The organism is Pseudomonas sp. S3_B08 (assembly GCF_054667725.1).
Genome location: NZ_CP162750.1, coordinates 3662750 through 3687184, shown reverse-complemented (window position 1 = coordinate 3687184; position 24435 = coordinate 3662750). Strand labels below are relative to the sequence as shown.

The following is a 24435-nucleotide window of genomic DNA, read 5'->3' as shown; positions in this document are numbered from 1 at the left end:
CCGCCTCAGTCTGTGGTCGCCAGTGCCGTTGCGGGCGTTGGGGCTGGTGGGTGTGAGTGCCGGTGAAACAGCCGCTCGAGCCATAAGTATATGACCGGCGTGGTGAACAGCGTCAGCATCTGGCTGACCAGCAAACCACCGACCACGGCAATGCCCAACGGCTGGCGCAGTTCGGCGCCGGTGCCGTAACCGAGCATCAGCGGCAACGCACCGAGCAGGGCGGCGAGGGTGGTCATGATGATCGGCCGGAATCGCGTGATGCACGCCTCGAAAATCGCTTCCTGCGGCGCCAGGCCGCGCTGGCGCTGCGCTTCAAGCGCGAAGTCGATCATCAGGATGCCGTTCTTCTTGACGATACCGATCAGCAGCACCAGCCCGATCAACGCCATGATCGAAAAGTCCTGGCCGCAGATCCACAGCATGATCACCGCGCCGAGGCCTGCCGCCGGCAGGGTCGAAATGATCGTCAGTGGATGCACGAAGCTTTCATAAAGCACGCCGAGAATGATGTACACCGCCACCAGCGCCGCCAGAATCAGCCACGGCTGGCTGGCCAGCGAACTCTGGAAGGCCTGCGCCGCACCCTGGAAATTGCCGCTGATCGCAGCGGGCATGCCGATCTCGGCCTTGGCCTGATTGAGCTGAATCACCGCATCGCCCAATGCCACGCCGGGGGCGAGGTTGAATGACATATTGGCGGCGGGGAACATGCCGTCATGGGCAATCGACAGCGGGCCGATGGTTGGCGCGTCAAACCTTGCCAGCGCCGACAGCGGCACCATCTCGCCGCTCAGTGGCGAGCGCAGGTAGAAATAGTTGAGGCTTTCGGCCTTGCCGCGTTGTTTGGTATCCAGTTCCAGAATCACGTTGTACTGATTGACCTGGGTCTGGAATTCATTGATCTGCCGTTGGCCGAATGCATCGTACAGCGCCTCGTCGACATCGCTGGCGGTCAGGCCGAAACGCGCGGCGGCGCTGCGGTCGATGCTGATATGGGTGATGCTGCCGCCCAGTTGCAGATCGTTGGATATGTCGCGGAATGCCGGGTTGCTGCGCAGTTTCTCGGTCAGGCGCTGGGTCCAGGTGGCGAGGGTCGCGCCGTCATTGCTCTTCAGCACATATTGATACTGGGCACGGCTAGGGCCGGAGCTGAGGTTGATGTCTTGCCCTGCGCGCAAATACAGAACGATGCCGGGGACTTTCATCAGTTGCGGGCGGATGCGATCAATGAACTGGCTGGCGCTGACATCGCGATCGCCACGTTTTTTCAGGGCGATCCAGAAGCGCCCGTTGGCGATGGTCTGGTTGCTGCCGGAAACCCCGACCGAGTGCGAAAACGCCTGCACCGCTGGATCGGCTGCAACGATTTCGGCCATCGCCAAGTGTTTTTTCACCATGTCGCCGTAGGAGATATCCGCAGCGGCTTCGGTGGTGCCGAGGACAAATCCGGTGTCCTGCACCGGAAAGAAACCCTTGGGAATAAAGATGTAACCGGCAACAGCCAGCGCCAAAGATAAGCCGAACACACCAATCATCAATTTCTGATGATCGAGGGCGCGGCGCAGGCCTTTTTCGTACCAGCCGAGCAAGCGCTCGCTGAAACCCGGTTTGGCGCTGGCGTGATGCACCGGTTTGCGCATGTACAGTGCAGCAAGGGTTGGCGCCAGCGTCAGCGACACCACCACGGAAATCATGATGGTCGATGTCGCAGTCAAGGCGAATTCCTTGAACAATCTTCCGACCACACCGCCCATGAACAACAGCGGAATAAACGCCGCCACCAGCGAGAAACTGATCGAAACGACGGTGAAGCCAATCTCGCCGGCTCCCTTGATCGCCGCCTCGCGCATATCGTCACCGGCCTCGAGATGGCGATGAATGTTTTCCACCACCACGATCGCATCGTCCACAACGAAGCCGACCGCGACGACGATCGCCACCAGCGTCAGGTTGTTCAGGCTGAAGCCGAGGACGTACATCAGGGCGAAACTGGCGATCAGCGAGACACCGAGTACCGCCGAGACAATCAGCGTCGCCGATAACTGCCGCAGGAACAGCGCCATGACCGCGACCACCAGCAGGATCGCGATCAGCAAAGTGATTTCCACCTCATGCAGCGAGGCGCGAATGGTCTGCGTACGGTCGATCAGGGTTTTCACCTGCACCGAGGCCGGCAGCATCGCTTCGAGGCCGGGCAGGGCGGCCTGAATGCGGTCAACGGTCTCGACAATGTTGGCGCCGGGCTGGCGGAAAATCACCAGATTTACGCCGGGTCGATCTCCGGCCCAGGCCTGCACGTAGGCATCTTCCGCACCGTTGACGACTTTGGCGACATCGCGCAGGTGAACCGGGGCGCCATCCTTGTAGGAAACGATGAGCTGGCTGTAGTCCTCAGGGTGGAACAACTGGTCGTTGGTCGACAACGTGGAAATGCTCGACTCGCCGTACAGCGCACCTTTGGCCAGGTTGAGGCTGGTCTGCTGAATCGCCAGCCGAATGTCGGCCAGCGTCAGGCCAATCGCCGCGAGTTTGTCCGCCGAGGCTTGCACTCGGATCGCCGGGCGTTGCTGACCGGTGATGTTGATCTGGCCGACGCCGTCGATCTGGCTGATCTGACGCGAGAGCAGGGTTTCCACCAGGTCGCTGAGTTCGGTGCCGGGCATTTGCGTCGAGCTGACGCTGAGGATCAGCACCGGGCTATCGGCCGGGTTGACCTTTTTCCATGTGGGCAGCGTCGGCATGTCTTTGGGCAACTTGCCGGCGGCGGTATTGATCGCCGCCTGCACTTCCTGGGCGGCGGTGTCGATGCTTTTGTCGAGAGTGAACTGCAAGGTCAGCAGGGTTGAGCCCAGCGCGCTGCTCGAGGTCATCTGGGTCATGCCGGGGATGGCGCTGAATTGCACCTCCAGCGGCGTCGCCACCGAGGAAGCCATGGTGTCGGGGCTGGCGCCGGGCAACTGCGCCGACACTTGAATAGTAGGAAATTCCGCTTCCGGCAGTGGCGCAATCGGCAAACGCGGGAAGGCAATTACGCCGACCAGTACCAAAGCGAACGTCAGCAAAATCGTCGCTACCGGGTGATCGATGCACCAGGTCGAGATGCCCTTGTGCGAGTTCATGGCTTGGGCTCCGCCTGCACCACTTGCGGCGGCTCACTCATGATTTGCACGCTCGCCCCGGGCTTGAGCCGCGACTGGCCGTCGGTCACCAGTACGTCACCAGCGTTGACGCCTTTGATGATGTCCTGACCGCTGCCCTGATAAATCATCTGTACCGGCACTGCCTCGACCTTGTCGTCCTTCACGCGGTAAACGAAGTGTTGTTCGAGGCCTCGCTGTACGACGGTGGGCGGAACCACCAGCGCGTCTTTATCCACAGCGGTCTGAATTTTCACCGTCACCAGCAAACCCGGCCAGAGCTTCTGGCTGGCATTGGCGAATTCGGCCTTGGCGCGGATGGTGCCGGTGTTAGCGTTGATCTGATTGTCGATCAGGGTCAGCTGACCTTCGCCGAGCAGATTGCCGGTTTCGCCATCAGTATCGGCTCCGATGTACGCCTTGACCGGGGCGCTTTGCGGGTCGCTGATCAGGCTCTGCAGGGTCGGCAGCATCTGCTGCGGCAGCGAGAACTCGACGGCGATCGGGTCGATCTGCGTGACGGTGAACAGACCCTGGGTGTCGGTCATGCGCAGGAAGTTGCCTTCATCGACCGTACGAATACCGACGCGCCCAGTAACCGGAGAGCGAATCTGCGTGTAGGACAGTTGCACCTGCGCCGCATCGATCGAGGCCTGATTGCCTTGCGCAGTGGCTTTGAGCTGATTGACCAAGGCCTGTTGCTGGTCGAAGGTCTGTTTCGATACGCCGTCGTCGACGCTGAGCAGTTTGTAGCGCTTGAGATTGACCAGCGCGACCTGCAACTGCGCCTGACTCTCGCCCAACTGCGCCCGGGCCTGGTCGAGGCTGGCGCGGATCGAGCGGTCGTCAATGGTCGCGAGCAGGTCGCCTGCTTTGACCCGTTGGCCTTCCTTGACCAGAATTTTCGTCAGAATGCCGTCGAGCTGCGGGCGCACCACCACGCTGTGCAGCGAGAGCACCGAGCCGATGCCGCTGGTGTAGCGCGGCACGTCTTTGGCGCTGACCGTCACCACCCGCACCGGGATGGCAGTCGGTGTAGCCAGTTTGGCCGGCGCCGGTTTCAGCGCGAACCACAGGCCGGCGGCTGCCAGCAGAATCAGGAGAGTGGCCAGCAGGATTTTGTTTTTCTGGATGGACATGCGCGGCGCCGAAGTCTGGAATTTGGGCAGATTGACCAGTTATAAACCGCTCAGGCGGTCGGCAGGGTGACGGCTGGCTGTCAGGATTGTCAGTTTCGTTTGTATAGATGGGGAGTAGCAGTGTGCGGCGATGGTCTTGTGTTGGATTCGCCCCTCACCCCAGCCCTCTCCCCAAGGAGAGGGAGCCGATTTGTGGGCTTTACGAACCTGAGTTCGACTCGGTATCCCATGTCGGCGAACCTCGAGTAAACACCTCGGTCTGTCCCCTCCCCAGGGCGAGGGTTAGGGTGAGGGGAAAACCGTTCAGCGCACGGTGCAAATCTTCAGATGCCGAGCCAGAGCGCACAGGTATACTGCGCGCCTTTGCGGCTCACTGATCGGGCCGACTTTTTGTTCCCGGAGCTTTTATGACTTCCCCGACCCAACCGCCGGTTGACGACGCTGTGAGCGACGTCCCGGCTGAAGTGGCTGACGCCAGCGAAACCAAGGCCGAGATCCCGGCGTTCAAGTTCCCGTTCAAGCCGGGCGAGCTGGCTTCGGCGAAAGGCTCGAATCAGCCGTGGTACAAGAATGGCGCGAAGAATGGCCACACCAAAACCCCGGGCATGGCGCCGCCGGGGACGCGTCGGTCGATGGGTAAGCGCTGACATCGGAAAGTGATGGTGCTTGTGCTGGCCTCTTCGCGAGCAGGCTCGCTCCCACATTGGATTTGTGTAGAACCCAAACCTGTGGGAGCGAGCCTGCTCGCGAAAGCGACATACGCTACAGCACAAATATCAGATCAAGCCGCGCGCAATGAAATAAACGCATAAGTCTGCGCCGGTTCAGTCACCACCAGCCCACCCGCAGCCAGCACCTGTCCGGCCACGTCATCGCCGGACAAATGAAACAGCCATTCACTGGTTTGCGCCGCTAGCGGTTGCGCGCTCACTTGGTCGATCACTGCCGCAAAGGCATCCATGTTCGGCAAGTACGCGGTGAACCCGTCGCCCTTGAGCGCCGTGGTGCGAATTCCCAGGGTTGCGCAGATCGCATCCTTGAGTTTGATCTCATCCCGATCCGCCTGACGCGAACGCTGAATCAACTCCAGCAGTTGCCGATCAACCAACTCGCCCCCCACGATCAGCTCCGGTCCCTGTTCCCAGGACTGCGGTGGGCAATCCTTGGCAGCAGGATTGAGCGGGATGTGCGGATTGATTTCCGCCGGATAAATCCGGCACACCAGCGGACGCCGCTCGTAGATCCGGCAGCGCTTTTCGTCGTCAAGATTCCGGCAGGGGCCGACGTTGTAGGCGGCAAAGGTGATCGCCACGTGAGCATCAGTAGTGCCACTGCGGACCACCGCCGAACGGCGCTCGGCATGTTCGCGCTGTTGCGCTGGCAGCCCCAGGCCATTGCCGAGAAAAGCCTCGGCCAGCACGATCACCTGACCGCCATCCGCCGCCCACATGCGGGCTTCGGCGAGCGTCAGCGGGACATGGTGATCGGTGCAGCATTTGCCGCAACCTACGCAGGAAAACGTCGTATTCATTGAGCGATCTGTCTTCAATCAGGGTGTGAAACGGTGGCGGAAAACCACCGCACAGGGCCGGGTCGAAGCAAGTTGTGCGCCATTCACTGAGGTTTGGCGGTCGGGCGAATCGAATCCCACTCGGTGACGTACGCGGTTTTCGACTGTTTGTTGTACAGGCACAGCTCGCTGCCTTGCTGGCCTTTCATGTGTTTTTGCGGGTATTGGCCTTGCAGCAGAACGGCGGTGTAACCGACGCGGTCGTCGAATTGCGCCGGTGTGCCGACCGGTTTGGCGTTTTTCAGGCCGCTGGCCTTGGTGCAGCTGGCGAGGACAGTCTTGTCATAGGCAGCCCAGGCGTCGGGGCTGGAGGCATGGGCCTGGGAGGCGAGGGCGATGAGGCTGAGCAGCGCCAGGGTGATGGCTTTCATGGTTGGGGCATCCTTGGTTATGGCCAAGGTTGGAGTCTGTCGGATAGCGGAAGTTGCCAGTGCTGCCCTTCGCGAGCAGGCTCGCTCCCACAGTTTGAAATGCAATCCACCTGTGGGAGCGAGCCTGCTCGCGAAAGCGGTAGATCAGTCGGGCACAGGCTCGCGCCGAACCACAACCATCCCGACACTCTCATACAACCGCCGCGCCCGCAGGTTGTCCTCCAGAACCCGCAAATCGACAAACCCCTCGCGCCGCTGTTGAAAGACGCTGAAGGCATGCAGCAACAACGCGCGTCCAAGCCCCCGGCCCTGCATTCGCGGGTGCACCACCAGATTCTTGATATATGTGCTGGTCCAGCACTGCGCCACGCCCACCACGCCCTCGGCATCGCAGGCAATGAAACACAACGCAGGGTCGTATTCAGGGTCGCTGGCAAAGCGCCGCTGCCAATCGTCCAGTGACGGCACTCGACCGCCACCTTCCAGCTGTCCGAGCTGCATCAGCTGATGCACTGCCGGCGCCAGTTCCTCGCGGTAGACGGACAGCTCAATCCCGTCCGGCCACTGAGCATCCGGCAGAGGTCCACTTAAGTCGCGGCGCAGCAGAAAGCAAAACGTTTCGGCCAAGACTCAGTGCCCGTTGGCCGCGACGTGCTTGGCGGCTTCGATCAGGCGTTGGGTCAGCTCCGGCGAGGAGAACTTGGTCAGCACCGCGTTGGCACCGGCCAGGCGAGCTTTTTCACTGTTCATCGCGCTGTCGAGCGAGGTGTGCAGCAAGACGTACAAGTGAGCGAAGTCCGGGGTTTCACGCAGGGTGCGGGTAAAGGCATAGCCGTCCATTTCCGACATTTCGATGTCAGAGACGATCAGATTGATCTGCTGCGCGGTGCCTTGCAGGTCGAGCAGGCAGTCGATTGCTTCCTTGGCACTGCGCGCGGTGTGGCATTGCAGGCCGAGGTTGCGCAGGGTGTGCACCGATTGCTGCAGGGCCACCTGGCTGTCGTCGACCACCAGAATGCGCGCGTTGCCGAGCACTTCAGCGTCTTCCATGGTCAGGTCGGTCGGCGCCATTTCGATCTGCGCCGGGGCGATGCTGTGGATGACTTTTTCGATATCCAGCACCTGCACCAGCGTGCCGTCCACCGAGGTCACGCCGGTGATGTAGGCGCGCGAGCCGCCGGAGCCGAAAGGTGGTGGCTTGATGTCGGTGGTCAGGCAATGGACGATCTTGCTCACCGCCTGCACATGCAGACCCTGCTTGGAACGGCTGACATCGGTGACGATCAGGCAGCCACCGTTGGGATCTTCCAGCGGCCGTTCGCCGATCGCGCGGCTGAGGTCGATCACCGACAGCGAGGCGCCGCGCAGGGAGGCGATGCCTTTGACGTGCGGGTGCGACTCCGGCAGTTTGGTCAGCGGCGGGCAGGGGATGATTTCACTGACTTTCAGCAGGTTGATCGCCATCAGCTTGCCGCTGCGCAAGGTAAACAGCAGAAGCGAAAGTGAATCTGCGCGGGCTTTGGTGGAGGACATAAGAACCTTCTGTGGGGCGAGAGTGGAAATCGCCAGAAACCTTTGATGCCGTGTTATCGGCGTTAAAGGGGTGGGCTTTAGGTTAGTTGTCGGGTAGTCGGCTTGAGTTGATCGCTGTTCTCTCTATCACTGCCCCTCACCCCAGCCCTCTCCCAGAGGCAGAGGGGGCCGACGCAGGTGTCTGGCGTTTTACACCGACCTGAACGACCGAGTCGATTATGGATTCGGAAGAAATCTTTCACGTCAGTGGAATTCTTCAATATCCCCCGATCAGTCCCCTCTCCCAGAGGTAGAGGGGGCCGACGGAGGTGTCTGGCGTTTTACACCGACCTGAACGACCGAGTCGATTATGGATTCGGAAGAAATCTTTCACGTCAGTGGAGTTCTTCAGTATCCCCCAATCAGTCCCCTCTCCCAGAGGTAGAGGGGGCCGACGGAGGTGTCTGGCGTTTTACACCGACCTGAACGACCGAGTCGATTATGGATTCGGAAGAAATCTTTCACGTCAGTGGAGTTCTTCAATATCCCCCAATCAGTCCCCTCTCCCTCTGGGAGAGGGCTAGGGTGAGGGTGTGCTTTTAGCTCTTCATGCCTAGTCGTTTGGCCATGCGCCCCAGATTCGCCCGATCCACCCCCAACTCCCGCGCCGCACTTGCCCAGTTATCCTGATGACGCTCCAGCGCTGCACCGATCAACCGCCGCTGAAACTCATCGGTGGCACTGCGCAAATCCCCGGTGATCATCGGCATCACACTGGCCAAGTCTGCATTGGCAGGCGCAACCACGTTATCCACAACCTCACGGGGCAAATCCAGATCCGCCGCGCTCAGACTCAAAATCTTCGGCCGCACTTTGCAGTTACCCAGCGCCTTCAGCGCACTGCGTCCGATCAAATGCTCCAGCTCCCGGACATTCCCCGGCCAGGTATAGGCGAGCAGTGCTTCCTGAGCATCACTGCTCAAGCGCAGGCTATTGAGGCCCATGCGCGAGCGGTTCTGCTCGAGAAAGAAGCCACTAAGCAACAACACATCACGCCCACGATCACGCAGCGCCGGCACTCGCAGCGGATACACGCTCAAACGGTGATAGAAGTCGGCGCGGTAGCGACCGCTGCGCACTTCTTCGGCCAGATCGCGATTGGTCGCGGCAATCAGACGCACGTCGACCTGGTGCTCCTTGTCCGAGCCCAAGCGCTGCAATTGACCGCTCTGCAATACGCGCAGCAACTTGGCCTGGACCGTCAGCGACAGCTCGCCGACTTCATCAAGAAACAGCGTGCCGCCATTGGCCAGTTCGAACTTGCCACGCCGATCGCTGGTGGCGCCGGTGAAAGCGCCGCGCACGTGGCCGAACAGTTCGCTTTCCACCAGCGTGTCGGGCAGGGCGGCGCAGTTGAGACTGATGATCGGTTTGTCGGCGCGCGCGGAGGCGGCGTGGATGGCTTGGGCCACGAGCTCTTTGCCGACCCCGGTTTCGCCGGTGATCAGAACAGTCAGATCACTGCCGCCGACCAGATTGATTTCTTCCACCAGACGTTTATGCGCTTTGCTCTGGCCGATCATTTCGCGGTGCTGCTGGCCGCTGGCCTGGCGGTAGACCTCGGCGCGCTGATGCTCGTCTTCGGCGCGGTTGGCCAGACGTTCGATGCGTTCGGCCGCGTTGACCGTGGCCGAGGCGAGGCTGGCGAAGGCTTGCAGGGCGTCGAGTTCGATCGGCTCGAAACGCTCCGGGTCCAGCGCGTCGAGGGTGATCAGGCCCCAGAGTTTTTCATCGACGAATAAAGGACAGCCGAGGCAGTCGTGAACTTCAAGATGATCGTCGAGGCCATCGACCAATCCGTCATAAGGATCGGGCAGGTCGCTGTCGGCAGCGAAGCGCGTCGGCCCGGCGCCGGCCAGCAGGATTTCAAAACGCGGATGCTCGCTGACCTTGAAGCGGCGGCCGAGGGTGTCCGTACTCAAACCATCCACCGCCAGCGGCACCAATGATTCGCCATCCAGACGCAACAACGCGGCGGCATCGCAGGGCAACAAGGCGCGCATGGCCTCGAGCAAACGCCGGTAGCGCTCACCCTCGGGCAGTTCGCGGGAGAGGTCGGCGACCAGAGGCAGCAGGGCGGTAAGCAAGGATTTGGCGGTCATGATTTTTGTAGTCAAAGAGACAAGGTGTAGTCGCGATGACTATACGTTCATTTGTGTCGAAATGACTATGAAGGTTTCAAGCTATTGAATTTAAAAGATTAATTAGTTGGCATGAAAGCTGATATCCCTAAGGCAATCTTTCCAGAAAGCCCAGGAGTCACCTTATGCTTAGCGTCCAGGATCGTGCCATCATCAAATCCACCGTGCCTCTGCTGGAAAGCGGCGGCGAGGCGTTGATCACGCATTTCTACCGCATGATGCTCTCCGAATACCCGCAGGTGCGCCCGCTGTTCAACCAGGCGCATCAGGCCAGTGGCGATCAGCCGCGTGCCTTGGCCAACGGCGTGCTGATGTACGCCCGGCACATCGATCAGCTCGACCAGTTGGGCGATTTGGTAGCCAAGATCATCAACAAACACGTCGCCCTGCAGATCCTGCCGGAGCATTACCCGATCGTCGGCACCTGCCTGCTGCGCGCCATTTCCGAAGTGCTCGGCGAAGAGATCGCCACGCCTGAGGTGATGAGTGCCTGGGGCGCTGCGTACGGGCAACTGGCCGACATCCTGATCGGCGCGGAAACCGCGATCTATGACCAGAAGGAACAAGCGGTCGGCGGCTGGCGCGGTGCGCGTGAATTCATCGTCGCGGCGAAGGTGCAAGAGAGCGCGGAAATCACCTCGTTCTACTTCGAACCGGCGGACAAAGGGCCGATTCTTGCGGCCGAACCGGGTCAGTACATCGGCATGAAGCTGATGCTCGACGGCGAAGAAATCCGTCGCAACTATTCGCTGTCGGCACTGGCCAACAATGGTCAGTACCGCATCAGCGTCAAGCGTGAACCGAACGGTCGCGCGTCAAACTACCTGCATGATCAACTGCACGTCGGCTCAAGCATTCAGCTGTTCCCGCCGTCGGGCGAATTCACCCTGGCGGCCAGCGACAAGCCGCTGGTGCTGATCAGCGGCGGCGTCGGCATCACCCCGACGCTGGCGATGCTGGAAGCAGCGCTGGCCACCGAACGTCCGGTGCACTTTATCCACTGCGCGCGCAATGGCAGCGTCCACGCATTCCGTGACTGGGTCGATGGGCTGGCGGCGCGTCATCCGCAGCTCAAACGCTTCTATTGCTACGCCGAAGAAGATGGCGTCAGCCCGGCGGCGGACAAGGTTGGGATGCTCAACCAGGAGCTGCTCGGCGAGTGGCTGCCGGCGCAGCGTGATGTCGATGCTTACTTCCTGGGGCCGAAAGGGTTCATGGGCGCGATCAAACGGCACCTGAAAGCGTTGGGCGTGCCGGAGAAGCAGAGCCGTTACGAGTTCTTCGGCCCGGCTGCTGCTCTGGAGTGATCCGAGACCGAGTTGTCTCGTTCGCGAGCAGGCTCGCTCCCACAGGAATTGCGTGCGACGCAGATCCATTGTGGGAGCGAGCCTGCTCGCGAATCTTCTGCGCGCCGCAAAGCCATGTTGGTTAATCATTCCTTAACCGCTCTATCGTTTATTGCCCCGGTGTAGACTTGCGACAATTTCAGCCGCCGGCCGGCTGGACCATGGACTTACAAAGGAAAGGCAATGAGCGAGGAAACGATGCGGTTGGGGCGTGAGCGGCGCTATCTGGTGTTGCTGGGGATCATCTGCCTGGCGTTGATCGGCGGCGCACTTTACATGCAGGTCGTGCTCGGCGAAGCACCTTGCCCGCTGTGCATTCTGCAGCGCTATGCACTGTTGCTGATTGCAGTGTTCGCCTTCATCGGTGCGGGCATGCGTAGCCGTCGCAGCATCACCGTGTTCGAGACACTGGTAGTGATCTGTGCGATTGCCGGGGCCGGTGTGGCCGGGCATCACGTCTATACGCAGTTCTATCCGGCGGTGAGTTGTGGCGTCGATGTGCTGCAACCGATTGTCGATGATCTGCCGTTGGCGAAAATTTTCCCGCTGGGCTTCCAGGTCGACGGTTTCTGCTCGACGCCGTATCCGCCGATCCTCGGCCTGTCGCTGGCACAGTGGGCGCTGGTGGCGTTCGTGCTGGTGGTGATTCTGGTGCCGTTGCTGACCTCGCGTAATCGAAAAGCGCTGCGCTGAGTCAACTTCTCGGCAGAGCTGCCGATAAACAAAACGCCCCGATTTTCGTTGATGAAAATCGGGGCGTTTTGCATTTCAGAGCGTTTGTGAAAACACCGTGACGAACGGCAATGAAGCGTGCGGCAAATGTGCGACATGTTGTCACACAGGGGCTGTCGCAGGGACTCGGGATGCGGCGGATTGGCCGCCTGTTACATAAAAACATTGGCCAGTTTTAGTGTTTTCGGGCTTGAGCACGGACGTACCAGAGCAGGCAGTTTTAACAGGCGCCGGCAGATGGACGAAGCCCTTGGAACATCGGGCTTTGCGCCGCTCCAGCGTTTGTAGATCGGGTGCAGAGCTGTCTGATTTGAGGCGGTTACGCTGGCAGATTTTGCCGCTTTTATTGAGAAACGCTTTCGATAACTTGCGCAACTTTTGCAAAAATGGCGATGGATTGTTGCTCTGAGTGATAAAAATTATTTCGGGATAAGACATGGTGTATAGGGCGCTACCTATCTACAATCGCCCGCACTGAATTCCCGACGCTGTTCAGCCTTTATCAAGGAACTGATCAGGAGGTCGGGTGTCGAGCGAGCCGCGAGGCTTTCGAGACACCCTGGTGTCGGTGCCTTTCCAATTTTCCGCACCAAATGGAATTGGTCTGTAACAAGGCCTTTGACCACGAATTCGAATAAGAACTGAACGCTGTCCCAAGGTTTTGTCGAGCGTGAGACGCGCGACGGGCGGCCCTTATTCAATCCAAAGAAAATGCCAACCCTTGGCAGGGTGAAGTGTTGGCGATCAAAACCCAACTGCATTGCGCAAGCTGCTTTAGAGGTCGTGAGATGAGTAAAAACAGGTACCCCAGATTACTAGGCCTAGTGCCGCTGCTCGGCACGTTGCTGCTGGGAGGCTGCAACATGACCTTGCTCAATCCAACGGGCCAGGTCGGCCTGGAACAGCGCAACCTGATCATCACCGCCACGCTGCTGATGCTGTTGGTCGTCGTGCCGGTCATCGTCATGACCTTCCTGTTTGCCTGGAAGTACCGCGCTTCGAACAAGAACGCCGTCTACACGCCGAAGTGGTCGCACTCGACCAAGATCGAAGTGGCCGTCTGGACCATCCCGGTGCTGATCATCATCGCCCTGGGCTACATCACTTACATCTCGACTCACGAGCTGGACCCGTATCGTCCGATCGAGTCTGACGTCAAGCCGGTGACCATCGAAGTCGTCGCGCTGGACTGGAAGTGGCTGTTCATCTACCCGGAACAAGGCATTGCCACGGTCAACAAGATCGTGTTCCCGGCGCACACGCCAATCAACTTCAAGATCACCTCCGACGCCGTGATGAACTCGTTCTTCATCCCGGGCCTGGGCGGCCAGATCTACGCGATGGCGGGCATGCAGACCAAGCTGCACCTGATCGCTGACCGCAACGCTGAAATGGACGGTATCTCCGCCAACTACAGCGGTGCCGGTTTCACCGGTATGAAATTCAAGGCCATCTCCACCACTCAGGAAGATTTCGACGCCTGGGTAAGTGAAGTCAAGAAGTCGCCTAAACAGCTTGATCAGGCTGAATACGCGGCCCTGGCCAAACCGAGCCAGAACAACCCAGTCGAACTCTACTCGTCGGTCACGCCGAACCAGTTCCAGATCATCGTCGACAAGTACGAAGGTATGAAGCCGGGCAAGCCGCTGAAGCACGAGAAGAAAGAGAAAGAAGTGGCGGCCACGGATATTGACGCGGGTTCGCATTCAGCTGCCGGGGCAGAGGAGTAAACGATGTTTGGTAAATTAAGTTGGGAAGCAGTCCCATTCCACGAGCCGATCGTGATGGTGACCATCGCCATGATCGCCCTCGGTGGTCTGGCGCTGTTCGCTGCGATCACTTACTTCAAGAAGTGGACGTACCTGTGGACCGAGTGGCTGACTTCGGTCGACCACAAGAAAATCGGCGTGATGTACATCATCGTCGCCATGGTCATGCTGCTGCGCGGCTTTGCCGACGCGATCATGATGCGTACCCAGCTGGCCATGGCCACCGAGGGTTCGCCTGGCTACCTGCCACCTGAACACTATGACCAGATCTTCACCGCTCACGGTGTGATCATGATCATCTTCATGGCGATGCCATTCTTCACCGGCCTGATGAACCTTGCAGTGCCGCTGCAGATCGGCGCGCGTGACGTTGCGTTCCCGTTCCTGAACTCCCTGAGCTTCTGGCTGCTGGTGTCCGGCGTTGTGCTGATCAACCTGTCCCTGGGCGTCGGCGAGTTCGCCAAGACCGGTTGGGTTGCGTATCCGCCACTGTCGGGTCTGCAATACAGTCCTGGCGTGGGTATGGATTACTACATCTGGGCGCTACAGCTATCCGGATTGGGTACGACGTTAACCGGGGTCAACTTCCTCGCGACCGTACTGAAAATGCGTACCCCTGGCATGAAACTGATGGACATGCCGATCTTCACCTGGACCTGCACCTGGGCAAACGTTCTGATCGTGGCTTCGTTCCCGATCCTGACCGCTACCCTGGCACTGCTGACCCTTGACCGTTACATGGATTTCCACATTTTCACCAATGAACTTGGTGGCAATCCAATGATGTACGTCAACCTGTTCTGGGCCTGGGGCCACCCTGAGGTTTACATCCTGATCCTGCCGGCATTCGGCATCTTCTCGGAAGTGATCTCGGCGTTCACCGGCAAGAAACTGTTCGGCCACCACTCGATGATCTACGCCTCGGGCGCGATCTCGGTACTGGGCTTCATGGTCTGGCTGCACCACTTCTTCACCATGGGTTCGGGTGCGAGCGTCAACGCCTTCTTCGGTCTGGCGACGATGCTGATTTCCATCCCGACGGGTGTGAAGCTGTTCAACTGGCTGTTCACCATCTACCAGGGCCGTCTGCGCTTCACCAGCCAGGTAATGTGGACACTGGGCTTCATGGTGACCTTCGCCATCGGCGGCATGACCGGCGTACTGCTGGCCATCCCGGGTGCTGACTTCGTGCTGCACAACAGCCTGTTCGTGATCGCGCACTTCCACAACGTGATCATCGGCGGTGCGGTATTCGGTTACATCGCTGGCTTCGCGTTCTACTTCCCGAAAGCGTTCGGCTTCAAGCTGCACGAAGGCTGGGGTAAAGCAGCGTTCTGGTTCTGGATCTCGGGCTTCTTCGTCGCGTTCATGCCGCTCTATGCACTGGGCTTCATGGGCATGACCCGTCGTCTGAACGCCACCACCAACCCTGAGTGGGTACCGTACCTGTACGTTGCCATGTTCGGTGCGGTGATGATTGCTGTGGGTATCGCCTGCCAACTGATCCAGCTGTACGTCAGTGTGCGCGACCGCAACAAGCCAGAGAACGTTTGCGATCACGGTGACCCGTGGAATGCACACACCCTGGAATGGTCGACCTCGTCGCCACCACCGTTCTACAACTTCGCTGTGCTGCCTAAGGCTGACTGCATCGACCCGTTCACCGAAGCCAAGGAAAACGGTACTGCGTACCAGCGTCCGGCCAAGTACGAGCCGATCCACATGCCGAACAACACCGCCACTGGCGTGGTGATGGGCGCGCTGTTGACCGTCTTCGGTTTCGCGATGATCTGGCACATCTGGTGGCTGGCGATCGCGAGTCTGGTGGGCACCGTCGTTTACTTCGTGATCCACGCTGCACGTGACGACCAGGGCTATATGGTTCCGGTTGAAACGATCGAGCGTATCGAAGCCGAGCAGCACAAGCGTCTGGTCGCGGCAGGGAAAATCCCGGCCAATGCCACCCGTGTTGAAACCTCGTTGGAACAGGCTTAAACCATGTCGAACTTAGTGACCAATGTTGGACACGCCCATGGTGACCATGGGCACGATGACCATCACCACGACTCGGGCGAGATGACCGTATACGGTTTCTGGCTCTACCTGATGACCGACTGCATTCTGTTTGCGTCGATCTTCGCGGTGTACGCAGTACTGGTAAACAACGTTGCCGGTGGCCCGTCGGGCCACGAGATCTTCGAACTGCCTTACGTGCTGGGCGAAACCGCTCTGCTGCTGTTCAGTTCGATCACCTACGGCTTCGCCATGCTGGCGTTGTACAAGGGCAAGAAGCAGGCGGTCCTGGGCTGGTTGTTCATGACCTTCCTGCTCGGCGCGGGCTTCATCGCCATGGAGATCAACGAGTTCCACCTGCTGATCTCCGAGGGCTTCGGTCCTAGCCGTTCGGGCTTCCTGTCGGCGTTCTTCACCCTGGTCGGTACCCACGGTCTGCACGTTTCGGCCGGTCTGATCTGGATGGGCATCATGATGTATCAGGTCAACAAGCATGGCCTGACGTCGACCAACAAGACCCGTCTGAGCTGCCTGAGCCTGTTCTGGCACTTCCTGGACGTGGTCTGGATTTGCGTCTTCACCGTTGTTTACCTGATGGGGACTCTGTAATGGCTAATGCACACTCCCATGACAGCCACGATGCTGGCCACGGCAGCGTCAAGTCGTACGCCATCGGCTTCATCCTGTCGGTAATCCTGACCGTCATTCCGTTCGGTCTGGTGATGTACCCGACCCTGCCGAAGTCGACGACGCTGGCAATCGTTCTACTGTTCGCAGTGATCCAGGTGATCGTTCACCTGTATTACTTCCTGCACCTGGACCGTTCCATTGCACAGCGTAACAACGTGATCGCGTTCGTCTTCACGGCGATTGTGATCGTGCTGCTGGTTGGCCTGTCGCTGTGGATCATGTTCAGCATCCACACGTACATGATGGCGAAGTGAGGTAGACCCGATGTCGCTCAAGCACTTTATCCAAATCACCAAACCGGGGATCATTTTCGGTAACGTGCTTTCTGTGGCAGGCGGGTTCTTCCTGGCCTCGAAAGGGCATGTCGATCTGGCGGTGTTTCTGGCCGCCATGATCGGTACTTCCCTGGTCGTGGCCTCCGGTTGCGTGTTCAACAACTGCATCGACCGCGACATCGACCTGAAGATGGAACGCACCAAGAACCGTGTGCTGGTCCAGGGCCTCATCTCCCTGAAACTGGCCCTGGTTTACGCGACCATTCTGGGTGTTCTCGGCGTTGCCTTGTTGTACAAGGTGGCCAACCCGTTGGCTGCCTTGTTCGCAGTAATCGGCTTCATCATCTACGTCGGCTTCTACAGCCTATACCTCAAGCGCAAGTCGGTTCACGGCACGCTGGTGGGCAGTCTGTCGGGCGCCATGCCGCCAGTGATCGGTTACGTTGCCGTGACCAACAGCTTCGACATGGCCGCACTTACCCTGCTGGTGATGTTCAGCCTGTGGCAGATGCCGCATTCCTACGCCATCGCGATTTTCCGTTTCAATGATTACCTGGCCGCATCGATTCCGGTGCTGCCAGTGAAACGCGGCATTCAAGTGGCGAAGAAGCACATCCTGCTCTACATCCTGGCGTTCCTCGTGGCGACCTTGATGCTGACCTTCAGCGGCTACGCCGGCATGAGCTACCTAGCCGTCGCCGCCGCCATGGGCATGTACTGGCTGTACATGGCCTGGACCGGCTACAAGGCAGTCGATGACACCGTCTGGGCACGCAAGCTGTTCGTGTTCTCGATCTTCACCATCACTGCGTTGAGCGTCATGATGTCCCTGGACTTCAAGGTGCCGACAGAGCTGTTGCTGACGTACGCGCCGTAAGGTTTGCAAGCTTCAGGAAAAACCCCGCACGTTGAGAGATGTGCGGGGTTTTTTGTTTATTCGAGCAGCGATTTGTTGATAGGCTGTCTATAGTCAAGCTGCTTATAGTTTGGCTATGCGAACAATCTTTTTTGAAACAACGATATTTACCAAAAGCGTTGGCCGCTATCTGACGGACGACGAATATCGAACATTGCAGAACTACCTTCAGAGCAATCCGCTTGCGGGCGATGTAATGCCTCGAACGGGTGGCTTCCGTAAGCTGCGCTGGGCTGATTCTCGCCGTAGCAAGGGAAGACGGGGCGGCTTGCGGGTTCTCTACTATTGGCTTATGAATGATGGTCAGTTCTGGATGTTCGCCATTTACGACAAAGATGAGCTTGAGAAGCTGACTGCCGAGCAAGAGAGGGCACTCAGGACAGCCATTGATAAAGAGTTGAAAAAACGAGGTACCCCATGAAAAAACGCGACCTGTTTGCAGAGTTAATGCAGGGCGTTGATGAGATGGCGGCTCAACGCGAGGGCAAGATCACACTGCGCAATACAGTGCTTGAGGACAAGCCTGTACCTGAAGTGGGCGCACAGGAAATTGTTGCTCTTCGAGAAAAACTGCATATGTCTCAAGCTGTTTTTGCCAGTCGAATCAGGACAAGTCCAAACACCCTTCGAAATTGGGAGCAGGAAAAGTCGAAGCCCAATGCTCAAGCAGCCTTATTGATACGACTGGTTGAAAAATTTCCAGATATGGTTGAGCGCTTGAACACTGTTTGAGCGCCGCTGAAGACCAGCTTGTGGTCCGGGGCATCCGAAAGGTTTAGGGCCTTTTGTTCCATCTACGCTGGTTGCACAACTTAGGCAAACGCCATAGATTTGGATCCAACCCCGACAGTAGTAGCTCCAAGCCATCCCCCGGTGCTCGACTGTCTCAACCCGTGCATTGATCAAAAGGCTGGGCGCAATGACCGAACGGATGACCTGCGATGAGCGTTTTATCGCCTTGGCCGAAGAACTCAACTATGACATCTATGGCGAGAACACCGCCGGTGGCAATTACGCGCCGCTGATCCGTCATCACGACGAGCTCTACATCAGCGGCATGGTGCCGCGGGTCAATGGCAAGATTCTGTATCCCGGTCGCGTGGGGCTGGAATTGAACCTCAAGGATGCGCAAGCCGCGGCGAGCATCAGCGCCATGCGTTGCCTGGCGCTGATTGTCGATGCGGTGGGTTCGCTGGACAAGATTCGTGCGTTGTTGCGTGTCACGGTGTATGTGAAGTCGACTGCTGACTTTGTGGACCTGAGCGAAGTGGCCAACGGCGCTTCGGATGTGTTCAGCCATGTGCTGGGCGATGCCGGACGGCATACGCGCACGACCATCGGCGTGTATCAGTTGCCGAAGAATGCGGCGATTGAAGTGGACATGATTGCGGCGTTGCATCCTTCGGCTTGAGGGGGGGGGAGGTGGGGGAGCGGTTTGCCCTCACCCTAACCCTCTCCCGGAGGGAGAGGGGACTGACTGAGAGGCTTTCAAGATATACGCCGACCTGAAATACCGAGCCGAACTCAGGTTTGAAAATCACACAATTCGGCTCCCTCTCCCTCGGGAGAGGGCTGGGGTGAGGGGCGACGATTTTCGCCTCCTCACGAATCACAAGCCGGACAACAAAAAGCCCCGCCTGAATCTCAGTGCGGGGCTTTTTCGTACAGCGGCTGCGCTATTACTGCGCCGCGATGCTGTACCCGTCAAACGCCGTCTGCTGCTGCAGCGCGGTGATGATGTTCTTGCGGTTCACCGCCTGTTCGGTACCGGCGTTATCGACGAAGGTTTCGCTTTCCAGCTCGGCTTCATCGCCTTCACCCACGAAAGTGAAACCGAGGAATTCCAGTGCCTCACGATCTACGTTCAGACGCGAACGCGGGGTGCGCATTGGCAGGGTCACGCTGGCGCCGTCCTTGCTGATGGTGAAAATTTCCACTTCTTTCTTCTTCGCAGCTTTGCTCTTGCCGCCGCTCGGATTGCTGATCGCCTGATGGGTCTGATTCAACACCTTCAGCGCCAGGCCATAAACGATTTCCTGGAATGCCGGATCGTCCTTGAAGCTGGACAGAATGCGTCCGATCGAGAACTTGCTGCTCAGGTCTTCCAGCGCGGCAATGTCGGCTGCCTCGGCGTCTTTCAGGCGCTTGAGTTCGCCCATCAGCTCGTACGCCTTGTCGTCATCAAAACTGTCATGCGCCTGACGGATCGCCGCACGCAATTCGCGGATCTGGTCGCTCTCGCGGGTCGACTGGAACGCGTCGAGGACCATCTCGCTGATGATTTTGGCTTGTGGCAGGTGTTGTGAAAGATTGATGGAGTTTTCGTATTCCGCTTTGGACGACTGGGTGACTACGGATTCAGCGGTGTTGAAATCGGACATTGAAATTTCACTACTTTTTAACTTGAGTTGAGGCGAGAAAGCACGAGGTCTTTTTCAGGCCGACTAATTTAGGGGAGCGGGGCGGCGTTGTCACGGAGCAACGGTCTGGTGGTCGGGATTTTTCCCGGCGTGCGTTATATTCCGAGCATGGCGTCAGTGGGTTTCCCCCACGTACGCATCGCAAACTCGACAAAGCGTCTCAGCTTCGGCAATCGATAGCGATCCTGCGCATACAACAGGTGCATCGGCCTGCTTGGCGGTTGGTAATCCGTCATTACCCTGACCAGTTTGCCGTCGCGCAGATCCTGCTCCACCAGCGCGTCGGGCAGCATCATGATGCCCATGCCGTTGCGCGCTGCCTGGTGCAAACCGGCGGAACTGTTGATCAGCATCGGTCCGCTGACGTCGACGAGGACTTCACCTTCCGGGCCGCTCAGACGCCAGCGTTTTTCCACCGATTGCCAGTCATCCCCAGCCGGGTAGGCGAAGGACAGGCAATCGTGTTGCTGCAAATCCTGGGGCGTGTGCGGCATGCCGCGCCGCGCGATGTAATCAGGGGAGGCGCAGACCGTCAGGGTGTAGTCGATCAGGGGGCGAGCGATCAGGTTGGATTGGTCGAAATTGCCCAGGCGGAAGGCGACATCGAGGCCGTTCTCCAGCAGATCCGGGCGGCTGTTAGTCAGCACCACGTCGAGTTTCACTTGCGGATACAGCAAGGAATATTCGCTGAGCGCCGGGGTCAGTCGTTCGACGCCGAAGGTCAGTGGCGCGGTGATACGCAGCAAACCGCGCGGCTCGTCCGACGCTTGTTCGGCCAGGCGTTCGGAGTCGGCCACCAGGCCGAGCACTTCCAGGCAGCGCTGATAATAGACACTGCCGAATTCGGTCAGGCGCTGGCGGCGCGTGGTGCGTTGCAGCAGTTGCACGCCGAGCCGTTGCTCCAGCGCGCGCAGATGATTGCCCACCATCGTCGTCGACATTTCGCACTTCGCAGCGGCGGCCGTCATGCTCCCGGTTTCCACCACTTTGACGTACACGCCCATCGACTGAAACAAATCCATTATCAAGCTCGGCTTTTAAATGATTGAAGTTTTTCCGGGTTTATCCAGCTCAGGTGGCTAACCATACTGCAAAAACACCGACCTGCAATGGAGTTTCACGTCATGACCGCCGCCCTGATGAACACCTACCAACCACTGGCCCTGAGTTTCACCAAGGGCTTGGGCACGCGCCTGTGGGATCAGGCGGGGCGCGAATATCTGGACGCTGTTGCCGGTGTGGCAGTGACCAATGTCGGCCACTCGCATCCGCGCATTGTCTCGGCGATCAGCGAGCAGGCGGGATTGCTGCTGCACACCTCCAACCTGTACAGCATCGATTGGCAACAACAACTGGCCAAGCGGCTGACTGTGTTGTCGGGGATGGAGCGCGCGTTTTTCAACAACTCCGGCGCCGAAGCGAACGAGACGGCACTGAAACTGGCGCGCCTTTACGGCTGGCGCAAAGGCATCGAGCAGCCGCTGGTGGTGGTCATGGCCAACGCGTTTCATGGCCGCACCCTCGGCACGCTGTCCGCCAGCGATGGCCCGGCGGTGCGGCTTGGCTTCAACGAACTGCCGGGGGACTTCGTCAAAGTGCCGTTCGGCGATCTCGCCGCGCTGGAGCAAATACAGCGCAAACACGGCGCGCGCATCGTGGCGATTCTGGTCGAGCCGATTCAGGGCGAAAGCGGCGTACAAGTCGCACCGCCGGGTTATCTCAAGGCCCTGCGCGACCTGTGCAATCGCCACGCGTGGCTGCTGATGCTCGATGAAATCCAGACCGGCATCGGCCGCACCGGGCAGTGGTTCGCCTTTCAGCACGAAGGCATCGTGCCCGACGTCATGACCCTCGCCAAAGGCTTGGGCAATGGCGTGCCGATCGGCGCCTGCCTGGCCCGCGGCCGCGCGGCCGACCTGTTCACCCCGGGCAGCCATGGCAGCACTTTCGGTGGCAATCCGCTGGCCTGCCGGGTCGGCTGCACGGTGCTGGACATCATCGAAGAACAAGGCCTGCTGGCGAATGCGCGGGTGCAGGGCGCACGGCTGCTGGAACGCTTGCGCGCCGAATTGGCAGACAACCCGAACGTGCTGGCAATCCGGGGGCAGGGCCTCATGATCGGTATCGAACTGAAACAACCGGTGCGCGACCTGACGCTGATCGCTGCGCGGGATCACGGCTTGTTGATCAACGTGACTCGTGGCAAGACCATCAGGTTGCTCCCGCCGCTGACGATTGATGAGCGCGAGGTGGGGATGATTGTCAGAGGGGTTGGGCGGGCTCTGGCCGCACATTGATTGGTCTGCGCAAAACCCTGTGGGAGCGAGCCTGCTCGCGAAAGCGGTCGACTATTCACAGTAGGTGTCGACTGAAATTGCGCCTTCGCGAGCAGGCTCGCTCCCACAGATCAGCGCATGGCTTTAGTCCGGCGCATTTGCAAACTCCGGCGCCAGCATCCTCGTCTTCTCCGCCCCATTCGAGTTGTGCTGAACAATCTCGCTCGGCTGCCCCTGTTCATTGAAAAACACCTGTCCGATCCCCGCTGAATTCCACAGCCGCTCCCCGGCCTCGGCATGGTCCGGCGTATACGGGACGATGCGCATCAGGCGGCGTTTGGTGAACCAGTTCAATGGCGAGCGCGGTGAGTAGAGCCAGCGGTTGAGGCGGTCGAACCATTCCAGCAGCGTTGGTGGGAATTCGTTCTTGATGCCGCTGCTGGTGATCTGCCAGATCCGTGGGCCGGCCTTGCGGTGGCGGATCAGGACTTCGTAGACGAAGGAATAATGCACATCGCCGGACAGCACCACGTAGTTCCCCGGTGTGCGCGAGTGTCGGAAAATGTTCAGTATCACCTGCGCCGCGCCGCGATGGGCCATCCAGTTTTCCGCGTCGACCAGCAGCGGATAACCGCACCAGCTGAACACTTTCTGCACGGTTTCAATCAGCTTCACGCCAAAGATCGGCGCCGGCGACACGATGATTGCCGAAGGGTGATCGAGCAGTTCCTGTTGCAGTTCGCTCAAGGCTTCCCAGTCGAGCAGGCCCGACGGTTGCTTGAGGGCCATCTCGCTGCGCCAGCGCCGGGTGCGCGTATCTATCACCACCAGTGCCGGACTGCTCGGCAACACAAAATGCCACTGCTGAAAACGCAGCAACTGATCAATCAGATCGTCCTGCACCGGCATGTCCAGATAGCCGTCGTCACCGCTGGCGCTCAGTCGTGCGGTCTGCTCCAGCACGTCCTTGAAGGCATCAGGATTGTTGCCCCAGCCCTGACACAACAGATAAGCAATCAGCGCGTTGCCGATGATGCGTTTGGAGAACGGATGGCCGTAGGCGGTTTCCTCCCACTGCGCAGAAAGATTCCAGTCATCGGTGATGTCGTGGTCATCGAAAATCATCAGGCTCGGCAGATGCGCCAGCACCCGCGCGACGTTGCCCAGGCCCGTCTTGAAGGCATCGATGCGCGTCTGCTCGAGGTGGTAGCGCTTGCGGCGTTCCGGCGTCAGCGTCGGCGCGCTCGGATTGATCAGCGACCACGGCGTCGGCGACCACACCAGCATGTACATGGCCATGACTTCGGCGAACGTCACCAGGTGATTGTCGGCACTGCTGCTGGTGAAAATCGGCTTACGCGCGCCACCGAAAAATCGCTCGCGCAAGGTCTCGTTGCTCTCTAGCGCCGGTAATAAATCCGCACGGTGGTAGTAGCTGGCCGGGTGTTGATAGAGCTTGGCGCTGTCGCTGACCACGGCACCGTCAAGGTGCTCATCGAACAGACCGAGACGCTCGATCAGGGCATGAATCGCCCGCAGCATCGGCCCGGCGACGTCGTCGGCATAAACCTGATCACCGCTCATCATCAGCAGCGCCGGACGGAGTTGCGCATCGGCTTCGTCGGCCAACAATTGATCGACGCAGAGCAAACCATCGGTTGCCGGATGATGCGGCTTGCGGCAGGAACCGTGGAGCAATTGGTCGATCCGCGAACGCACGACGAGGTTCGCGCAGCTGGCACCAGGGTAAAGCAGATGAGGCGCCCACTCAGCCATACCGATGGCGTCATCGATCAGCAGGTCGTAAGCGATAAACGTGTCGCAGGGCAGGGCGCTTTCAAGCTGAACGTCTATCAGATGCACGAACGCATGACGGCCTACGGCAATGACCGTGCATTTCTGCGAGTCGAGCGGAATATCTCCTACACCTTGCAGGCGCAAGGTCAGCGACAGTTCACGCGAGCCCACCAGCCACAGCACCACGCGCGTCGGCTCCAGCCGCCGCAGCAACGGACCGGCCAGTACAGGAGGCAGCGAGATCAGGTCATCAGGTGTTGAAAACATCGAG

The 24435-nt window shown here is 59.3% G+C and carries 22 protein-coding genes; 12 read left to right on the top strand and 10 right to left on the bottom strand.

All coding sequences use genetic code 11. From position 1 onward, the window contains the following. Positions 1–5: 5 nt before the first annotated feature. Positions 6–3119 carry a multidrug efflux RND transporter permease subunit gene (locus AB4N73_RS16585; protein ID WP_460142333.1) on the bottom strand — a complete coding sequence of 1038 codons (3114 nt, stop codon included), beginning with the start codon at positions 3117–3119 and terminating at the stop codon, positions 6–8. Next, positions 3116–4276 (bottom strand): efflux RND transporter periplasmic adaptor subunit, encoded by a 1161-nt coding sequence (locus AB4N73_RS16580; protein WP_460142332.1) that lies wholly within the window; start codon positions 4274–4276, stop codon positions 3116–3118. The genes AB4N73_RS16585 and AB4N73_RS16580 overlap by 4 nt, the downstream gene beginning before the upstream one ends. Before the next feature lie 407 nt (positions 4277–4683). On the opposite strand from AB4N73_RS16580, the gene AB4N73_RS16575 reads away from it, so the two are divergent. Further along, positions 4684–4923: a hypothetical protein gene (locus tag AB4N73_RS16575; protein WP_016773292.1), complete on the top strand. Its 240-nt coding sequence runs from the start codon at positions 4684–4686 to the stop codon at positions 4921–4923. A 134-nt stretch (positions 4924–5057) separates the two neighbouring features. On the opposite strand, the gene AB4N73_RS16570 is transcribed toward AB4N73_RS16575, so the two are convergent. The 5 genes from AB4N73_RS16570 to norR all read right to left on the bottom strand — a co-directional run bounded on the left by AB4N73_RS16570 (position 5058) and on the right by norR (position 9891). Continuing rightward, positions 5058–5807: a YkgJ family cysteine cluster protein gene (locus tag AB4N73_RS16570; RefSeq protein ID WP_460142331.1), complete on the bottom strand. Its 750-nt coding sequence runs from the start codon at positions 5805–5807 to the stop codon at positions 5058–5060. A gap of 83 nt (positions 5808–5890) precedes the next feature. Then, positions 5891–6217 (bottom strand): hypothetical protein, encoded by a 327-nt coding sequence (locus AB4N73_RS16565; protein ID WP_252884808.1) that lies wholly within the window; start codon positions 6215–6217, stop codon positions 5891–5893. Positions 6218–6361: 144 nt separating this feature from the next. Next, positions 6362–6844 carry a GNAT family N-acetyltransferase gene (locus tag AB4N73_RS16560; protein ID WP_460142330.1) on the bottom strand — a complete coding sequence of 161 codons (483 nt, stop codon included), beginning with the start codon at positions 6842–6844 and terminating at the stop codon, positions 6362–6364. A gap of 3 nt (positions 6845–6847) precedes the next feature. Next, on the bottom strand, positions 6848–7750 hold the full coding sequence (locus AB4N73_RS16555; protein ID WP_016773296.1) for a chemotaxis protein CheV: 903 nt from the start codon (positions 7748–7750) through the stop codon (positions 6848–6850). A gap of 578 nt (positions 7751–8328) precedes the next feature. After that, positions 8329–9891, bottom strand: a complete 1563-nt coding sequence (gene norR / locus AB4N73_RS16550; protein ID WP_460142329.1) for a nitric oxide reductase transcriptional regulator NorR — start codon at positions 9889–9891, stop codon at positions 8329–8331. Positions 9892–10055: 164 nt separating this feature from the next. Between norR and hmpA the strand changes: the two genes are divergently transcribed. The 10 genes from hmpA to AB4N73_RS16500 all read left to right on the top strand — a co-directional run bounded on the left by hmpA (position 10056) and on the right by AB4N73_RS16500 (position 19082). Then, positions 10056–11237 carry an NO-inducible flavohemoprotein gene (gene hmpA / locus AB4N73_RS16545; protein WP_460142328.1) on the top strand — a complete coding sequence of 394 codons (1182 nt, stop codon included), beginning with the start codon at positions 10056–10058 and terminating at the stop codon, positions 11235–11237. Between the two features lie 222 nt (positions 11238–11459). Continuing rightward, the gene (locus AB4N73_RS16540; RefSeq protein WP_041479949.1) at positions 11460–11969 is read left to right on the top strand and encodes a disulfide bond formation protein B; all 510 of its coding nucleotides are present in this window, start codon (positions 11460–11462) and stop codon (positions 11967–11969) included. 827 nt (positions 11970–12796) lie between these two features. Continuing rightward, entirely contained in the window at positions 12797–13738 is a 942-nt protein-coding gene (gene cyoA / locus AB4N73_RS16535; RefSeq protein WP_024014231.1) for a ubiquinol oxidase subunit II, read from the top strand. Positions 13739–13741: 3 nt separating this feature from the next. Beyond that, positions 13742–15772, top strand: a complete 2031-nt coding sequence (gene cyoB / locus AB4N73_RS16530) for a cytochrome o ubiquinol oxidase subunit I (protein ID WP_041479948.1) — start codon at positions 13742–13744, stop codon at positions 15770–15772. Positions 15773–15775: 3 nt separating this feature from the next. Beyond that, positions 15776–16399, top strand: coding sequence for a cytochrome o ubiquinol oxidase subunit III (gene cyoC, locus AB4N73_RS16525; protein ID WP_024014230.1), 624 nt, complete (start codon positions 15776–15778; stop codon positions 16397–16399). Then, complete coding sequence (gene cyoD / locus AB4N73_RS16520) at positions 16399–16734, top strand: cytochrome o ubiquinol oxidase subunit IV (RefSeq protein ID WP_011335842.1); 336 nt, start codon at positions 16399–16401, stop codon at positions 16732–16734. Before cyoC ends, cyoD begins: the two co-directional genes overlap by 1 nt. Positions 16735–16744: 10 nt before the next feature. After that, complete coding sequence (gene cyoE / locus AB4N73_RS16515; protein WP_016773305.1) at positions 16745–17632, top strand: heme o synthase; 888 nt, start codon at positions 16745–16747, stop codon at positions 17630–17632. Positions 17633–17747: 115 nt separating this feature from the next. Beyond that, on the top strand, positions 17748–18092 hold the full coding sequence (locus AB4N73_RS16510; protein WP_252876871.1) for a toxin: 345 nt from the start codon (positions 17748–17750) through the stop codon (positions 18090–18092). Beyond that, positions 18089–18403 carry a helix-turn-helix domain-containing protein gene (locus AB4N73_RS16505; RefSeq protein ID WP_041479944.1) on the top strand — a complete coding sequence of 105 codons (315 nt, stop codon included), beginning with the start codon at positions 18089–18091 and terminating at the stop codon, positions 18401–18403. The genes AB4N73_RS16510 and AB4N73_RS16505 overlap by 4 nt, the downstream gene beginning before the upstream one ends. Positions 18404–18590: 187 nt before the next feature. Next, positions 18591–19082 (top strand): RidA family protein, encoded by a 492-nt coding sequence (locus AB4N73_RS16500; RefSeq protein ID WP_016773306.1) that lies wholly within the window; start codon positions 18591–18593, stop codon positions 19080–19082. 268 nt (positions 19083–19350) lie between these two features. Here AB4N73_RS16500 and AB4N73_RS16495 read toward each other — a convergent pair whose 3' ends face one another. Both AB4N73_RS16495 and AB4N73_RS16490 read right to left on the bottom strand, forming a co-directional pair. After that, positions 19351–20052 carry a hypothetical protein gene (locus AB4N73_RS16495; RefSeq protein ID WP_016773307.1) on the bottom strand — a complete coding sequence of 234 codons (702 nt, stop codon included), beginning with the start codon at positions 20050–20052 and terminating at the stop codon, positions 19351–19353. Positions 20053–20186: 134 nt separating this feature from the next. Beyond that, positions 20187–21113, bottom strand: coding sequence for a LysR family transcriptional regulator (locus AB4N73_RS16490; protein WP_252876870.1), 927 nt, complete (start codon positions 21111–21113; stop codon positions 20187–20189). A gap of 102 nt (positions 21114–21215) precedes the next feature. Between AB4N73_RS16490 and AB4N73_RS16485 the strand changes: the two genes are divergently transcribed. Next, positions 21216–22388 carry an acetylornithine/succinylornithine family transaminase gene (locus AB4N73_RS16485; protein WP_460142327.1) on the top strand — a complete coding sequence of 391 codons (1173 nt, stop codon included), beginning with the start codon at positions 21216–21218 and terminating at the stop codon, positions 22386–22388. A gap of 123 nt (positions 22389–22511) precedes the next feature. Here the strand turns inward: AB4N73_RS16485 and AB4N73_RS16480 are convergent, their stop codons facing one another. Beyond that, positions 22512–24431: an alkaline phosphatase D family protein gene (locus AB4N73_RS16480; protein ID WP_460142326.1), complete on the bottom strand. Its 1920-nt coding sequence runs from the start codon at positions 24429–24431 to the stop codon at positions 22512–22514. Positions 24432–24435 lie beyond the last annotated feature (4 nt).

What these genes read in the sequence shown, in the direction of transcription:
- AB4N73_RS16495 (WP_016773307.1), bottom strand. Translation starts at nt 20,052, where the DNA reads ATGTCCGATTTCAACACCGCTGAATCCGTAGTCACCCAGTCGTCCAAA.
- AB4N73_RS16480 (WP_460142326.1), bottom strand. Translation starts at nt 24,431, where the DNA reads ATGTTTTCAACACCTGATGACCTGATCTCGCTGCCTCCTGTACTGGCC.
- cyoA (WP_024014231.1), top strand. Translation starts at nt 12,797, where the DNA reads ATGAGTAAAAACAGGTACCCCAGATTACTAGGCCTAGTGCCGCTGCTC.
- AB4N73_RS16500 (WP_016773306.1), top strand. Translation starts at nt 18,591, where the DNA reads ATGACCGAACGGATGACCTGCGATGAGCGTTTTATCGCCTTGGCCGAA.
- cyoE (WP_016773305.1), top strand. Translation starts at nt 16,745, where the DNA reads ATGTCGCTCAAGCACTTTATCCAAATCACCAAACCGGGGATCATTTTC.
- AB4N73_RS16580 (WP_460142332.1), bottom strand. Translation starts at nt 4,276, where the DNA reads ATGTCCATCCAGAAAAACAAAATCCTGCTGGCCACTCTCCTGATTCTG.
- AB4N73_RS16570 (WP_460142331.1), bottom strand. Translation starts at nt 5,807, where the DNA reads ATGAATACGACGTTTTCCTGCGTAGGTTGCGGCAAATGCTGCACCGAT.
- AB4N73_RS16485 (WP_460142327.1), top strand. Translation starts at nt 21,216, where the DNA reads ATGACCGCCGCCCTGATGAACACCTACCAACCACTGGCCCTGAGTTTC.
- hmpA (WP_460142328.1), top strand. Translation starts at nt 10,056, where the DNA reads ATGCTTAGCGTCCAGGATCGTGCCATCATCAAATCCACCGTGCCTCTG.
- cyoB (WP_041479948.1), top strand. Translation starts at nt 13,742, where the DNA reads ATGTTTGGTAAATTAAGTTGGGAAGCAGTCCCATTCCACGAGCCGATC.
- AB4N73_RS16555 (WP_016773296.1), bottom strand. Translation starts at nt 7,750, where the DNA reads ATGTCCTCCACCAAAGCCCGCGCAGATTCACTTTCGCTTCTGCTGTTT.
- AB4N73_RS16585 (WP_460142333.1), bottom strand. Translation starts at nt 3,119, where the DNA reads ATGAACTCGCACAAGGGCATCTCGACCTGGTGCATCGATCACCCGGTA.
- cyoD (WP_011335842.1), top strand. Translation starts at nt 16,399, where the DNA reads ATGGCTAATGCACACTCCCATGACAGCCACGATGCTGGCCACGGCAGC.
- AB4N73_RS16505 (WP_041479944.1), top strand. Translation starts at nt 18,089, where the DNA reads ATGAAAAAACGCGACCTGTTTGCAGAGTTAATGCAGGGCGTTGATGAG.
- AB4N73_RS16540 (WP_041479949.1), top strand. Translation starts at nt 11,460, where the DNA reads ATGAGCGAGGAAACGATGCGGTTGGGGCGTGAGCGGCGCTATCTGGTG.
- norR (WP_460142329.1), bottom strand. Translation starts at nt 9,891, where the DNA reads ATGACCGCCAAATCCTTGCTTACCGCCCTGCTGCCTCTGGTCGCCGAC.
- AB4N73_RS16575 (WP_016773292.1), top strand. Translation starts at nt 4,684, where the DNA reads ATGACTTCCCCGACCCAACCGCCGGTTGACGACGCTGTGAGCGACGTC.
- AB4N73_RS16490 (WP_252876870.1), bottom strand. Translation starts at nt 21,113, where the DNA reads ATGGATTTGTTTCAGTCGATGGGCGTGTACGTCAAAGTGGTGGAAACC.
- AB4N73_RS16510 (WP_252876871.1), top strand. Translation starts at nt 17,748, where the DNA reads ATGCGAACAATCTTTTTTGAAACAACGATATTTACCAAAAGCGTTGGC.
- cyoC (WP_024014230.1), top strand. Translation starts at nt 15,776, where the DNA reads ATGTCGAACTTAGTGACCAATGTTGGACACGCCCATGGTGACCATGGG.
- AB4N73_RS16565 (WP_252884808.1), bottom strand. Translation starts at nt 6,217, where the DNA reads ATGAAAGCCATCACCCTGGCGCTGCTCAGCCTCATCGCCCTCGCCTCC.